This is a genomic window from Ruminococcus albus 7 = DSM 20455 (assembly GCF_000179635.2).
Classification (GTDB): domain Bacteria; phylum Bacillota; class Clostridia; order Oscillospirales; family Ruminococcaceae; genus Hominimerdicola; species Hominimerdicola alba.
In genome coordinates, this window is record NC_014833.1 from 1,746,494 (window position 1) to 1,761,239 (window position 14,746).

The 14,746-nt window shown below is 47.1% G+C and carries 10 protein-coding genes and 3 tRNA genes; all 13 read left to right on the forward strand.

Translation table 11 applies throughout. The annotated features are described in order from the left end of the window. Nucleotides 1–294 precede the first annotated feature (294 nt). The 13 genes from RUMAL_RS07740 (at nucleotide 295) to RUMAL_RS07800 (ending at nucleotide 14,746) form a co-directional block, all read left to right on the forward strand. Nucleotides 295–1,020, forward strand: a complete 726-nt coding sequence (locus tag RUMAL_RS07740) for a leucine-rich repeat domain-containing protein (RefSeq protein WP_013498185.1) — start codon at nucleotides 295–297, stop codon at nucleotides 1,018–1,020. A 148-nt stretch (nucleotides 1,021–1,168) separates the two neighbouring features. Next, on the forward strand, nucleotides 1,169–2,701 hold the full coding sequence (locus RUMAL_RS07745) for an asparagine synthetase B family protein (protein WP_013498186.1): 1,533 nt from the start codon (nucleotides 1,169–1,171) through the stop codon (nucleotides 2,699–2,701). A 153-nt stretch (nucleotides 2,702–2,854) separates the two neighbouring features. Further along, nucleotides 2,855–2,930: transfer RNA gene (locus RUMAL_RS07750), tRNA-Pro, on the forward strand. A gap of 42 nt (nucleotides 2,931–2,972) precedes the next feature. Then, nucleotides 2,973–3,046: transfer RNA gene (locus RUMAL_RS07755), tRNA-Pro, on the forward strand. Between the two features lie 28 nt (nucleotides 3,047–3,074). Next, a tRNA-Pro gene (locus RUMAL_RS07760) sits at nucleotides 3,075–3,150 on the forward strand. Nucleotides 3,151–3,242: 92 nt separating this feature from the next. Further along, complete coding sequence (locus RUMAL_RS07765) at nucleotides 3,243–3,707, forward strand: SMI1/KNR4 family protein (protein ID WP_013498187.1); 465 nt, start codon at nucleotides 3,243–3,245, stop codon at nucleotides 3,705–3,707. A 132-nt stretch (nucleotides 3,708–3,839) separates the two neighbouring features. Further along, nucleotides 3,840–4,091, forward strand: coding sequence for a DUF6171 family protein (locus tag RUMAL_RS07770; protein WP_013498188.1), 252 nt, complete (start codon nucleotides 3,840–3,842; stop codon nucleotides 4,089–4,091). A gap of 185 nt (nucleotides 4,092–4,276) precedes the next feature. Further along, nucleotides 4,277–5,383: an ATP-binding protein gene (locus RUMAL_RS07775; protein WP_013498189.1), complete on the forward strand. Its 1,107-nt coding sequence runs from the start codon at nucleotides 4,277–4,279 to the stop codon at nucleotides 5,381–5,383. Continuing rightward, on the forward strand, nucleotides 5,344–7,761 hold the full coding sequence (locus RUMAL_RS07780) for a DUF5682 family protein (RefSeq protein WP_013498190.1): 2,418 nt from the start codon (nucleotides 5,344–5,346) through the stop codon (nucleotides 7,759–7,761). Before RUMAL_RS07775 ends, RUMAL_RS07780 begins: the two co-directional genes overlap by 40 nt. Continuing rightward, nucleotides 7,758–8,909, forward strand: coding sequence for a VWA domain-containing protein (locus RUMAL_RS07785; protein WP_013498191.1), 1,152 nt, complete (start codon nucleotides 7,758–7,760; stop codon nucleotides 8,907–8,909). Before RUMAL_RS07780 ends, RUMAL_RS07785 begins: the two co-directional genes overlap by 4 nt. Before the next feature lie 4 nt (nucleotides 8,910–8,913). After that, a complete protein-coding gene (locus tag RUMAL_RS07790) occupies nucleotides 8,914–10,731 on the forward strand; it encodes a hypothetical protein (protein ID WP_013498192.1) in 1,818 nt (605 codons plus the stop codon). 18 nt (nucleotides 10,732–10,749) lie between these two features. After that, entirely contained in the window at nucleotides 10,750–14,097 is a 3,348-nt protein-coding gene (locus RUMAL_RS07795) for a DUF4132 domain-containing protein (protein ID WP_013498193.1), read from the forward strand. 172 nt (nucleotides 14,098–14,269) lie between these two features. Next, nucleotides 14,270–14,746 (forward strand): MarR family winged helix-turn-helix transcriptional regulator, encoded by a 477-nt coding sequence (locus RUMAL_RS07800; RefSeq protein WP_013498194.1) that lies wholly within the window; start codon nucleotides 14,270–14,272, stop codon nucleotides 14,744–14,746.

A 14,746-nucleotide genomic window follows, 5' to 3' on the forward strand; every position in this document is an offset into this window, starting at 1 on the left:
TATACGATCATTGTAAGTTTTGTATTTACAGGATAATATGCTGTAAATAACAGGAAAAAATGGAGTGGTTGTTCGGCAACTCGTACAGCATGGATCGGGAAGGTCTGCCGCTTTTTGGCAGACATTTTCTTTTGTGTTGTTTTTGTTAAAACTCCGTAAAAAGCATTGACAATCCAAATGTAATATTATATAATAATTACATATAACAAATTCGGGGAAACTATCCCCGTAAAGATGAAGGATATTATAGCAGTAAGAAACATTCTTTTGACAATTAATACGGAGGGTATATTTATGGCATTTGAGATAGAAAACGGTGTTCTTGTCGGCTATACTGAAGAAGAAGGCATATCGGATATCGTTGTGCCTGACGGCGTTACTGAGATAGGTGAGGCTGCCTTCGGAGGGTGCAGTACACTCAGACATGTTACTCTGCCCGAAGGACTTCAGATCATTGGTGATTATGCATTTGGCTGCTGCCGCCACCTCAGGACTGTTAATATCCCAGACACTGTCAGGATGATCGGAGCAACTGCTTTTTTCAGCGATAAAAAAATGCATCCTGTGCCAATACCCGATAGTGTTGCTGTCATAGGCGAACACGCGTTTACGGATACGGCTGTGCTCGCAGGCAAAAAGAGGTATGCTGTATATGCATATCAGCTTCTTGCCGATAAGGATATGTTCTTTGAACGTGCGATAATGGAGTCTGAGACCAGCGGAGAGGTTGAGTTTGCGGCGCAGAAAATGGCACATCATCTGATGGGTACAGGTGTAGTAGGTGATACAGTAAACAAGCTTGCTCTTGACGGTCACAGACCAAAGGAGCTTACAGATGATGAGTATGACTATAATGTTGCATCTATCCATGCTTCAAATGAAGCTTACAAGATATGGCTTATAGATGAAGAGAAGTGTGCTGACTATACTTCCGATACACTGAAGAGAATGTTCGATGAGAACATGGATCATTTTATAAGACACTACTGTCACAAGTTTGTTATTGATTCCAGAAAGTGACACTTTCAACAACTTTAAGACTTTTAAAGACACTTCTGCTTTTGTGCGGAAGTGTCTTTTTGCTGAAAATTTTTGAGCCGCACTTGCATTTATTGCCATACCATGGTATAATATATGAGTATATATAAATTTCAGAGAGGTGTAATCAATGATAGAATTAAAAGAATACAGAGGTCATATCCGCAACTGGCGTCAGCTTTGCGAAGAACTCGGCATTGACAGCAGTCTGCCCCGAGCAGAAAGAGAAAAGGCTATCATAGTCAAGGCTTGCGAAAAGTGGGGCACTGCTGTGGCAGACCATCTTTATGGTATGTTCGCGTTTGCTGTTGAGAATGACGGCGAGATATTCTGCGTGCGTGACCATTTCGGCACAAAGCCTTTTTATTACTACGAGACCGCAGACGGCAGACTCCTTTACGGCACAACTATCCGCCGCATAATAGAGCAGGAAGGCTTTGTAAAGGAGCTTAATGAGAAAATGCTCCAGATATATATGACACTCACCTATGTTGCAGGCGAGGACACTTTCTTCAAAGGCGTAAAGAAGCTCATGCCCGGACATTATCTTGTACATAAAAACGGACAGACAAAGATAACCCGCTACTGGCACCCCGAGTTCCATCCCGATGAGAGCAAGTCTCTTGAAGACTGGGCAGATGAGATACACACAACGATCAAGAATATCTTCCCCGAGGTAAAGGAAGATAACGAAACTGCCGAGAGCTTCCTTTCGGGCGGCGTAGATTCTTCCTACGTGCTGGCTATGTCCGATGCTCAGGTGACAGATTCCTGCGGCTACGATGATGAGCGTTTCGATGAGAGCGGACTTGCAAAGCAGACAGCAGATATCCTCGGCAGAAAGAACAACCGCTGCAAGATCACTCCCGAGCAATATTTCGATATCGTTCCCTACGTTATGTACAATATGGAGCAGCCCCTGGGTGACGCTTCTGCGATAGTATTCGCAATTGCCTGCAAGGCAACTGCCGAGCATACAAAGCTCTGCTATTCGGGCGAGGGTGCAGATGAATTCTTCGGCGGATACAATATGTACCGCAACGCCGAAAGATACGGCGATAACCTCAAGACCTTCTACGTTGGCAATACCAATATCATGAAGGAGGAGGAAAAGCAGCGCATACTCAAGCACTACGACCCGAATTATCTTCCCATCGACCTTGTGAAGTATATCTACGACGAGACCGAGGGTCTTGACCCGCTTTCAAAAATGTCCGATGTTGATATACAGATCTGGCTGGAGGGCGACATCTACCTCAACGTTGACAAGATGAGCGAAGCCGCAGGTCTGGAGATAAGAATGCCCCTGACCGACAGGAGAGTATTCGATATCGCGTCACGTATGCCCTCACGCTTCAAGGTTAACGAGGAACAGAACAAGGTTGCATTCCGTACCGCAGCATCAAAGGTACTGCCCGATGAGATAGCATTTCGCAAGAAGCTGGGCTTCATCGTGCCTATCCGTATATGGCTGGCTGACGAGCGCTACAATGCCGATGTCAGGGCGAAGTTCAACAGCGATATGGCAGCTAAGTTCTTTGACCTCGATGAGATCAACGCTATATTTGCAGATTACATCGGCGGAAATTCCGATAACTGGCGTAAGATCTGGACAATCTACACATTCCTTGTATGGTATGAGGAGTATTTCGTAAAAAGATAAATGTAAATAGTTTGTAAACGGAGTATTATTAAATGCTCCGTTTACTTGTTTTTCTCGGAAATAAAGCCGTTTCAGCATTCTGAGATCTCTCAAAAAAAATCTGAAAAAAGTGCTTGACAAATCGGTGCTGATATGCTATAATAATTAAGTCGTCGGGGTGTGGCGCAGGTGGTAGCGCGCTACCTTGGGGTGGTAGAGGCCGTGGGTTCAAGTCCCGTCACTCCGACCAGACTAAAAAACAGACCGCTCATTTTGGGCGGTCTTGTTATATCGAGGTGTGGCTCAGTTTGGTAGAGCGCTACGTTCGGGACGTAGAAGTCGCGTGTTCAAATCACGTCACCTCGATTCAACTACTTTAATATAAACGATTCGTCGGGGTGTGGCGCAGGTGGTAGCGCGCTACCTTGGGGTGGTAGAGGCCGTGGGTTCAAGTCCCGTCACTCCGACCAGTTAAAGACCGTCCATAGTGGGCGGTCTTTTTGTATATGGATCAATTCAGTATCACAAAGGGGTAATTCTTTGATAAACAGGAGAAATAAAGATGATATTAAATAATAACTATTCGTACAGACCCGATGAAGAAAGATTAAGTAAAATTGAAAAAATATGGGGTGTTAGATTACCTGAGGAAATCCGTATATTATTAATGGAGAATAATGGTGGCGTTCCTGATAAAAGAAACTTTCAGTGTGGCACAAGAACACGTATGATCGTGAGATTCCTCTGTATAAAAGAAAAGGGTACTGATGAGGATTATTCTTGGTATGATATTAATGTAGTTCTTACACAATTGGAAGAAAGAATAATATCTGATCCCGATTTAGTAGGATATGAGATCATTCCAATTGCTGAGCTGTTTGCTGGCGATTATTTATGCCTTGATTATAGAGAATCTGATACTCCTACTGTATGTGTATGGCTTCACGAAGAGTCTGAGGAATGGAATCCTGTGACTGAAAAAGTCTCAGATAGTTTTTCAGAATTTATGGATATGCTTTTTGAATAAGCATAAAACATGAAAGAAAATTGACTATGAACAAAAATAACCTAATATTTAAATCCCTCACTTGACAAAACCTGTTTTTCTGTTATAATATACCCATATAACTCAGCAAAAACCTGTCCACAGGAGGTCACTATGAAAATAATCTGCAAAAAATGTCTGCTGGCTGATATCGACCGCGATGCTTATACCGAAAAACTCATGGAGTATATCGCCGCCGTTCCCGAGGATAAGCGCGTGGACGAGGAAGAATATCAGCGTCGCTTGTCACTGTGCAAACAGTGCGAACAGCTTTCAAACGGTATGTGCGCTGTCTGCGGCTGTTATGTGGAACTCCGTGCGCTGAAACCCGAACAAAGCTGTCCCGGTGAAGGCAAATACTGGTAAATAAATATTTTTTTTACTGTTCTCTGTTTTTGCGGAGAGCAGTTTTTTATTGACGCGAACATTTCTTTTTAGTACAGAAAAATGTACTGCATTTCATTTTTTATAAAAATCTGTTGTAATCTGAAAATAAATATGTTATAATCAATACATGGATAATTCGTGAACGAATAAGGAGGAGCACCCCTATGGAACAGAACTTCATAAAACCACCCGTGGAGATCAGATATGCCGACCAGCTGAAAGTACTGCGGGAAAACGATAATGGCAAAAAGCCCGAAAACTGGCTGCTTTCACCGAAGGCAGTCCGCACTTTCATACTCGGCGGTGAGGTGGATTCCCCCGAGGGCAAAGTAAAGATACCCCGAAAGTTCTACGGCAACGACGCACTCGTTGAAAGATGCATTATCACCCTTGCGGGCAGCCGCGGACTTATGCTTGTGGGCGAACCGGGCACAGCAAAGACCATGCTTTCCGAGCTTCTGTCAGCCGCCTGCTGTGGTGTCAGCACCAACACAGTTCAGGGTACGGCGGGCACCACCGAGGATATGATAAAATACAGCTGGAACTATGCCCTGCTGCTTGCAAAGGGTCCCTGCCGTGAAGCCCTCGTCCCCTCGCCCCTGCTTGTTGGAATGGAGAAAGGCATATTCGCCCGCTTTGAGGAGATAACCCGTACTCCTGCCGAGATACAGGACAGCCTTATATCCGTGATGAGTGACCAGATACTCAATATACCCGAATTGGGTGATGAGGGTCTTGTTCAGGCAAAACGCGGCTTCAATATAATCGGCACCGCCAACACCCGCGATAAGGGCGTAAACGAGATGTCGGGCGCTCTTAAAAGACGTTTCAACTTTGAGACCGTTGAACCTGTCAGCGATGTAAGTCTTGAAAAGGAGATAATAATCCGTGAAGCCGAAAACATGGCTAAGGCAGGTCATATCGATTGCCCGATAGATACCGATGTGGCAGAACTTCTGGCAGTAACTTACCACGAACTCCGCGAGGGCAAAACAGCCGAGGGCACCGTGGTTGAAAAGCCTGCCGCTGTCATGAGTACCGCGGAAGCTGTATCCGTCTATTATCAGACTATCAGCCACGCATGGTATTACGGCGACGGCACAGCGGATATGGGCATACTGACAGAGAATCTTCTCGGCGCGGTGTGCAAGGAGAACAAGGACGACCTTGAAAAGCTGAAAGCATATTTCAGAACAGCAGTCAAGGAGAAAGCGAAAAAGGTGGGCGGCGTATGGACGGAATATTCAAAGACAGCCTCTTTGCTGAGATAACTGGTGAAGCAGGTGAACTTCTAAAATACGATACTTCACGCAGACTTCTGTTCTTTCCCGTAAGGCATCACAGCCCTGTTTGTTCTTATCAGCTTCTTCGTGCGATAGAGGAATTTTCACCCACAGCGGTACTGGTGGAAGGTCCCGAAAATGCCAATGACCTAATACCCGTGCTGACCGATGAACGCACCGAACTTCCTGCGGCATTTTACTACTTTTACAAGGATAAGAAAAAGCTGGTCAGCGAAGATGCCGAGGATTACAAGTGCTACTATCCATTCCTCTATTCCTCACCAGAATTCAACGCACTGGCAGCCGCTGCGGCAAAGGGTATCACAGCCGCATTCATCGACCTGCCTTACAGCGAGATACTCATACACACCGCAAAGGGCAAGGGTCTGCGCAAAGATACTGAAAAGCACAGCTATACCGATGACACCCGCCTTATACGGTCACAGTTCTACAAAAGGCTCTGTGAGAAAACAGGCATACGCAATTTTGAAGAATTTTGGGAGAAGAATTTTGAGATAGAGGGTCTTAAACTCACACCCGCCGAATTCTGCAAAAATATGCACACCTACTGCGTGCTGACACGCTCTCAGGAAAAGGATGCCGAGCTTGAAGCAGAGGGCACTCTCGCCCGCGAAAGGCATATGGCTCTGCGTATAAAAGAAGCCCTTGACAAGGGCGAAAAAGTTCTTGTGGTAACAGGAGGACTTCACAGCCTCGGGCTTGCGAAGCTGATGCATAATGGTAATTTCAAGGCTGAAAAGCTACACAAGATGACACCTGATATTCAGGGCTCTTTCCCCACGGCTTATTCCTACGAAGCTGCAGATGCACTCCACGGCTACGCATCGGGCATGAGATGTCCTGCTTTCTATGACAGCATAATGAAGCGCATCGTAAACGGCGCAGATACGGCGAATGTCTATAATGATGCCACCCTTGAACTGCTTATAAAGACAGCCAAGGAAAGTTCCAAAAAGGATATCCCCATATCAATAGCCGATATCACTTCCGCAGAGACCGTTATGTCAGGTCTTGCCGCTCTCAGGAACGTGAGCCAGTGCGGTCTTTCGGAACTTGCCGACGGTATCACCTCGGCGTTCATCAAGGGTGAAAAGACCATATCATCCGCAATGCCCCTTGATATAATGAAACGCCTTGCAACAGGGGATAGTATCGGCCGTATCGGCGATAAGACCCATGTACCGCCCCTTGTGGCAGACTTTGAAAAACAGTGTGATATTTTCAAACTGAAATACGCCAGCGTTATTCCGCAGGAGGCTGATGTACCTCTGTTCCTCGGTGAAAGAGGTCTTGCCCTCAGCCGATTACTGCACAGGCTGACTTATCTTGATACAGGCTTTGCTACCCTAACAAAAGGTCCCGACCTGAAACGCGGCAGGGACAGGAGCCGTGTGCGCGAGCTATGGAAATACCGCCGCACACCGCAGGTGGACGCTTCTCTCATCGACCATACCACCGACGGTTTCACCATTGAAGAAGCCTGCACCAATCTTGCGGCACGAGCCCTCAACGAGAACCGCCGCTGTCAGGACGCGGCACAGACCGCAATAGACTGCTTCCTCATGGGTATACCCCTCACCGACCATCAGAAAGAACTGATCGATGATATAGTTTCCGAAGACGGCGATTTCTTTTCTATCGGTGAGGGTCTGCGCTGTTTCGCCAGACTCTGCGATCTGCAAAAGCTGTACGAATTTGAGGACAGTTCTTCTTTTGCCTGCCTTGAAAAATGTATGTCAAGACTTATCCCGGCACTGCCTACAATGGCGAATTCTCCCGAAGATAAAGCAGGTGACGTGGTGGATATCATGCGCCTGATGTACAGCCTGACTGGCAGTATGCTTGAAAGCTGGCGGGGTACTTTTGAAGAAGCACTCCTTACTCTTGCTGGATCAAAGGACAAGACCCCCGAGATATACGGCGCGGCTATGGGTCTGCTTTATTCCCTCGACCCTACCCGCAGATATGCCGCAGAAGAAGCCATGCGCGGATTCCTGCAAGGCCCCGAAAAGGTGCGTATGCAGGGGGCAGACTACCTTAAAGGTCTGTTCTGCACCGCAGGTGATATCGTTCTTGCTGATGATTCGTTCCTATATATGACGGACGACCTGATAACAGGCTTTGATAGGGAAGACTACCTTGAGATACTGCCCTCAATGCGTCTTGCTTTCTCCCATTTCACACCCTCGGAGATACAGTCGATCGCAAAGGCGGTAGCGTGTATACATGGTGTTAAGGATAACGATATAATGTACGGCGATATCATAGACGAAGGCTTGTCCGAATTCGGAAGAAAGCTGGACAGTCTGATAATAGCAAAACTGAACGGAGGTGAGGGGCAGTGACGGAAGAAGAACGCAAAGAATTATCGGTGAACCGCTGGCGTCTGATACTGGGAAGTCAGTCCGACAGAGATCTGGAATTTTCGGGCAGTGCCTCCGAACTTCATGCACTTGCCGATATGGAAGACCTCCTTGATTACCTCTACAGCCGTTCTTCGGGTGACGATGTCCGCGACGAGGGCGGAAGATCCGGGGGCAGGGGAGATTCTAATCTCAGCGCCGCCAAGTGGATAACCAAAGTCCGTGAGCTTTTCCCGAACAAGACAGCAGACGTACTTGAAAAGCACGCCCTTGACGAATTCCACCTGACCGAACTTCTCACCGATAAAGAAGTACTTGAAAAGATGACCCCGAATATGGATCTTCTGAAGACCATAATGCAGCTGCGCCACCTGATGAAAGGCGAGGTGCTGGAGACCGCAAAGCGCATAGCCGCCAGGGTGGCAGATGAACTCCGCGAAAAGCTGGAAAACAGCGTCAGACAGTCCATACTCGGCAGGATAGACCGCAACAGCTCCAGCCCTGTGCATACGGCGAGAAATCTCGATATCAAAAAGACCATACGCCGCAACCTGAAAAACTACGACAGCGAGAGCGGACAGCTGATGCTGAAAGAGATATATTTCTCAAACCGCGTAAAGCGTTACAATAATAAGACCGTTATTATCGCAGTTGATGAAAGCGGTTCGATGGTGGGGTCGGTGATATACAGCGCTGTAATGGCGCAGATAATCTCAAAACTGCCATTTGCCGAAGTCAAGCTTGTGATATTCGATACCAATATAGTCGATCTCACAGGGCAGGCAGAAGAACCTGCCGAAGTCCTTATGAGCGTACAGCTCGGGGGCGGTACTGATATAGGCAAGGCGATGTGTTACTGTGAACAGCTTATATCCTCACCCTCACAGACAGTTGTGATATGCGTCACAGACCTCTACGAGGGAGGAGCCGTCAACAGGCTGATGAACGTCAGCAGGAATATCATCACAAGCGGCGCAAAGCTAAGCTACCTCACCGCACTTGATGAAGATGCCAAAGCCGCATTTGACAGAAATCTCGGTCAGCAGCTGGCAGATATAGGCGCATTCGTGGGCGCACTTACCCCCGACCAGCTTGGGGATTACATAGGCAGGATATTCAGCGGGGGGTGAGCACTTGACAGATGCAGTTAAAGAAATACGAAAACTCATAGCCTCTGCTGATGAGGATACTCTTATCGCACTGGCTAACAAAGGCACATACAAGCGTGCCTGCAAAGATGCCGAAGGCGCACCTTCCGATTTTACCGAGACCGATGAGGGCATTGTTTTAGACTTTGGCGGCGAGACCGTCACGATAAAAGCACCCCTTGATAAAAGCATCTGCACCTGCCCGTCACGGGCGATATGCAGACATATCGTCGGAGCTCTTGTGGTGATGAAAGGGGTTATCCCCGCCGATGAAGCACCCGCCCCCGAACCTGTTCAGGAAACTCCCGCGGCTGAAAACAAAGCGGAGGACACTCCCGCTGTACCCGCAGAGATACCCGCACCCGAGCCGGAAGAAACCGAACCGGAAACCATTTATCTCTCGGAAAAGGACAGGGCTAAAGTGCGTGCCTGTGCAGAATTGTGCAGAGGTCTTCTCGCTGAGATAATAGCAGAGGGACTTGTGCGCACCCCTGCGGATATGCCTGCAAGGATAGAAGCCGCCGCCGTGAAGTGCCACAGCGTAAAAGCCGCCGCAGCAGAAAAGATCATGCGTGAGATAGGCGGCAGGCTCTCGGACCATATCGAGCGCCGTGCAGCATTTGACCTTGATAAATTTACTGAAAGGCTGTTAAAATGCGATGAGCTTCTCCGCGAACTTGAAGAAAAAGATCTTACCGAAGACGACCTCGGTGAGTTCAAAAGAAAGTATACCACCCTTGACGGCGATCTTTCTCTTATCCCCGTAGGTGCCCGTGATGTTGATATCGGAGATTACGTGGGTGAGATATTCTACTTTCTCGATGAGAACAGAACATCGGGCAGAAACTTCCTGACCGTATCCGACCTCAGACCCGTGTTCTATGAAAGCGGAAAAAAACGCCGCAGAGCCCCCGCTGTATGCCCGTGGGATCTTGCTGTGCCGCTGAGATCTTTCATGAAGAATTCTCTCGTTCTCCACAACGCGAAAATAAGCGATGATAAATTATCCACATCGTCCGAAACAAGGGTAGTGAGCCAGTCAAAGGTCAGCCTTAATTCTCCTGTGGTATACGACCTTATAAAGGACGATTTCAGGGAGATAGCCATAGCCCTTGATACAGCGGGCGACCTTGAGACCGACAGGCTTTTCTTTGTAAGACCCACCGCCTGCCTTAGTCAGCGCTATGATAAGTACGACCAGCAGTTCATCATGGAGATAGAAGATGTCAACGGCTGTCATATAAACATAAAGGCGAAATTCCGCGCAGAGACCAAGGCTTTCATTGATACCCTTGAAAGGATAGGCAAGCGTATGCTGGCAGATAAGGACACCTGCTTCACTCTGCTTGCGGTGGCAAATATTGATGATGGCGAGCTGACACTTTTTCCCATTGAGATATACGATTTCATCGTACCCTTTGAATGCAGCGGCTATACTCTACCCGAAAAATATGAGGACGCAGCAGCCTATGCAGGCTACGCCGAAACTTTGCTTGACCTGTTTTCAAAACTCAGGGAGACGATGAGTTCAGTCGTCCACTGCGGACTTCGCTCCGAGATACGCGATGATGAAAAGCTGGTAAAATATGCAGGAAACTGCGGCATGAAAGGTCTTGCTGAACTGGCAGAAAAAGTGATCGATACCGCATCATCATTCCGTCACAGCACGGGCGGTGATGCCCGTGAAATGCTGGAGAGCATGGAAAAGCTCTCGGCATACATCAGAACAGGTGAACAAAAACTTCAGACCATCAGCGCACTGTCGCAGATGCAGCCTGGTGATATTCGTGAATTATACCCATAAACGAAAGGAGTAATCAAAATGATATACGGTGATGTTTCTGAAAGCATGGCAAAGCTCGGCAAACTGCTGACGGGCATAGGAATGATATACACCAACGAGGATATATTCGTAAAATATATGGATATGGACTCGCCCCGTGATGACAGCCTGCTGAAAGAAGTAAAAATGACTTCCGCCTACGGCAAGTCGAAAAGCAATTTAATTGATTTTGAAAAGACAGTAAAAACCACCATTTTACGCCCGCGTGACCCCGAACTGATCAGCAGGTTCGTATGCTTTCTGTGGGCAGCCTTCGGCGCAAGCTGCACTTCGGACATGATGGTGATAGTCAACGACTACGAATGTGAAAAATTCTACGATGTCCTTTATGAAAATCTTACTCCGTGGCTGGGCGAAAAAACGGCAAAGCTGTATGCTGAGGCTGGTTCAGCTATGATCGGTGTCGTTACAACGAGCGATCAGGAATTTATATATGACAAATACTCCGCAGGCGAACTGGCAGCTTTGGCAGATATTATCCTTGAAACCAATAGCTGGGCTGCAAGTATACTGTACTCAATGGCACTTGATAAAGCAGATGAGAAAAAGGATGCTGTCATCATAAATAAGATAGTCGATCACGCGGTATCACTTAATATACCAAAGCCAAGCCGCTATTACGATAACTGGGACTACACCTTGCTGCTGGCTGAGTGTTTGAGATACACAGACAAAGTCAAGGATAAATTCACGGAAAGATGTAAGACCGATATGTCAAAGACACCTGAAATCGTCCTGCGCAATAAGTGTTACAAAGCTCTTGATTCCTTCGATAAAGAAAGTACAGCACGCAAGAACGGCTATGTAAAATTTCTGGTAGATCAATACTGTGAAGATGAAGCGCTTCTGCCTCACCTTGAGTATATGGCTAAGGAACACACCGAAGTGTACACCTATTATATGACAAAAGAGACCGATGTAAGCGCAATAAAGTATATGGGTGATATACTCAAAAAGCTGGGTCTGCCCTGTCCCGATATTGACGCCGCTATCCTTGAAAAGGCGCTCAACATCGTAAGCAATACCCACCTAGATGATGCAACCGATATCATCGAATATGTCAAGGGCAGCAAGCCCATAGAGGAAGTTCTTGATAAAATGGTGGATGCACCGATGAACAGTAGAATGAGTGTTAATTTTGATTATTATCACGAGATAGGTGCGGATAAATTCTTCTGCCGTTTCTTTGCGGCAGAGATGACAATAAACGGAGGATACAGCAAGACATGGCTGGTGAGAGATGCAACAGGTCTTGATTTCGGCAAACACCCAAAAGAGGGCGTTGAGTGCCTTGTTACAGCAGGTCTGCCAATGAATGTTATACTCAGCTGTACCGCCGATTACATCGATAATCTCTACGACAGCAAAAATGATACCATCCTAAAAACAGCCGATGCGGCCGGAAAGTACAAAGACCTTCTGCTGAAAGCCGAGCTTTCAAAGCTTTCCGCTACTGCAAGACAGATAGGCGTTATGGCATACGGCACTGACCCCGATACATTCAAGGAAAAGATATTTGCTTCTACCGACGACAGCAGTAAGGCAGTTAAAACAGCTCTAGCCAAGATACTCGGCAGCAAGCCCGAATGGAAAGATGATATCATCGCTCTTCTTTCAAAGAAAAAAGCTTCTTCCCGTGAGATAGCACTTGCAGCCATTGAAAGACAGGGAAGTGCCGAGTATAAGGAAGTTCTGGAAGCGGCTTTTGAAAGCGAAAAATCCGCTAAGATAAAGGATAAGATAGCTGTACTGATAGGTGCGGCAGTATCTTCCGACGGTGCATCAGCGGCAGCACCCCTTTCAGCTGTCGATATGGTGGAAGAACTTACCAAGGGCGGAAAGGCTAAGAAAGTCGCATGGGCATTTGAGGGCAGTAACTACACCGTCCACAATACAGAGGGCGTTGAAGTTGAACAGAAGTACCTTGAAGCATTGATACTGTGCTACGCGAATATGAGCGAACTTGGTGTAAGCACAGCTGCCAAAAACCTAGCGGAGAACCTGAACACCCGTGAACTCAACACCTTTGTGCAGAATGTTTTCGGCAAATGGGTTGACCTGGGCGCACAGGCTAAGACCAAGTATGTGCTGTATTTTGCTGCTATCCACGGCGGTGAGGCTATGGTGGATATCCTTATGCAGTACATCAAGCAGTGTGGTGAAAATTCAAGAGGTGCGATAGCCTCTGAAGCTGTACGCGCAATGGCACTCAGCGGAAGCACCACCGCACTCATGAATGTTGACGGTATGTCACGCAAGTTCAAAAACAAGATGGTGCGTTCTGCAGCCGCTGATGCACTCAGCAACGCCGCAAAGGAACTGGGTCTTACCACCGAGGAACTTGCGGACAAGATAGTGCCCGACCTCGGCTTTGATGAGAATATGTGCCGCGAGTTCGATTTCGGTCCCCGTCAGTTCAAGGTGTACCTCGGAACAGGTAATACCCTTGAGATATTCTGCGGAGATAAGCAGGTGAAGAATCTGCCCAAGCCCGGTGCTAATGATGATGCCGAGAAAGCTGCCGCCGCATCAGCAGACTTCAAGGAGATGAAGAAGCAGCTGAAAACAGTTGCTACAAACCAGAAATCCCGCCTTGAAAGCGTACTTATGAACGACAGAAAGTGGACGGTCGAAGGTTGGAAGGCTTTGTTTGTTAAGAACGCGGTTATGCACGGATTCGCAACAGGTCTTATATGGGGACTTTACGATGCCGATGGCAAGCTGACGCAGTCTTTCCGTTACACAGAGGAGGGAAGCTTCAACACAGTTGATGACGATGAAACAGAACTTCCTGCAGAGGGTTCCATAGGTCTTGTTCACCCTCTTGAACTCACCAAAGAAGATATAGACGCATGGAAAGAACAGCTCTCCGATTATGAGATAGAGCAGCCTTTCCCTCAGCTGGACAGAAAGGTATACACCATGACCGACGAGGAAAGAGAGTCCACCGAAATACTACGCTTTGAGAATATCGAACTCAACAGTCTGTCCCTCATAGGCAAGCTGACAAAGACAGGCTGGTATAAGGGCTACGCAGAGGATGCAGGATTCTTCAACTACTTCTGGCGAGAGGATATCAGCAGCCGCGAGAACCTCCCAGACGGTACGACAGTTAGCAAGGGCGTTCATGCCGAACTGGAATTCTCTGGAGCAAGTATCGTAAATTACGATTTCGAGGGTGAAGATGTCACCGTCGGAAAGCTTGAACTCCACCGTCCCGGTGCTGACCACTACCGTTCAACTCCAATCAGGGTCGGTGAGGTAGGCGACAGATACTTCAGCGAGCTTATAATGCAGCTTACAGCCGTTCTCGGTGAAAAGGAATAATACTCAGTCCGACAACTTATGTATGTTGTCGGACTATTTGCATATAATTTACTAAACGTTCATAAATGAAAACGTTTGCGATGTTGACAAATCAACTTGTTTGTGGTATACTTCATCTCGTTAGGTTGATTAATCAACTTATTTATATCTTTTAACAGAAAGGGGCGATAGATTGGAAAGATCGCTATTGGAACAACTGGCAGCACTGATGATACAGAAATCTCATTCGTTTGCAAGGATATATAGCTGTATCCCTGCATCAAAGGAACTCAATATCTCATCGGCAGTATGTCTTGGTATCATAAACGGTATCGAAGGCGGATGCTCGGCAACTGAACTGAAAGAGATGTCCTGCTACGATAAGGCTTTGATTTCCAGAATGCTGACGGATATGCAGAATGACGGATATATAATCCGTAATCCCGAAGATAAGGATAAGCAGAGAGGAATGCGGTATATCCCCAGTGAAAAAGGCAGGATCCTCGGTGATATGCTTTCAGCCGAATTCCTGAAAATATCTTCTGAGGTATCTGCGAATATTCCGAAGGAGGATCTCGTAAAATTCTATGAAGTCAGCTGTAAACTGATAAGCAATCTCGGTGAATACGCCAGAAATCTTGAAAGTGTTAGATTAGAGAAGGGAAAGTAA

Excerpts from the sequence above, each read along its gene's own strand:
- RUMAL_RS07740 (WP_013498185.1), top strand. The coding sequence starts at position 295 with ATGGCATTTGAGATAGAAAACGGTGTTCTTGTCGGCTATACTGAAGAA.
- RUMAL_RS07765 (WP_013498187.1), top strand. The coding sequence starts at position 3,243 with ATGATATTAAATAATAACTATTCGTACAGACCCGATGAAGAAAGATTA.
- RUMAL_RS07795 (WP_013498193.1), top strand. The coding sequence starts at position 10,750 with ATGATATACGGTGATGTTTCTGAAAGCATGGCAAAGCTCGGCAAACTG.
- RUMAL_RS07775 (WP_013498189.1), top strand. The coding sequence starts at position 4,277 with ATGGAACAGAACTTCATAAAACCACCCGTGGAGATCAGATATGCCGAC.
- RUMAL_RS07770 (WP_013498188.1), top strand. The coding sequence starts at position 3,840 with ATGAAAATAATCTGCAAAAAATGTCTGCTGGCTGATATCGACCGCGAT.
- RUMAL_RS07745 (WP_013498186.1), top strand. The coding sequence starts at position 1,169 with ATGATAGAATTAAAAGAATACAGAGGTCATATCCGCAACTGGCGTCAG.
- RUMAL_RS07780 (WP_013498190.1), top strand. The coding sequence starts at position 5,344 with ATGGACGGAATATTCAAAGACAGCCTCTTTGCTGAGATAACTGGTGAA.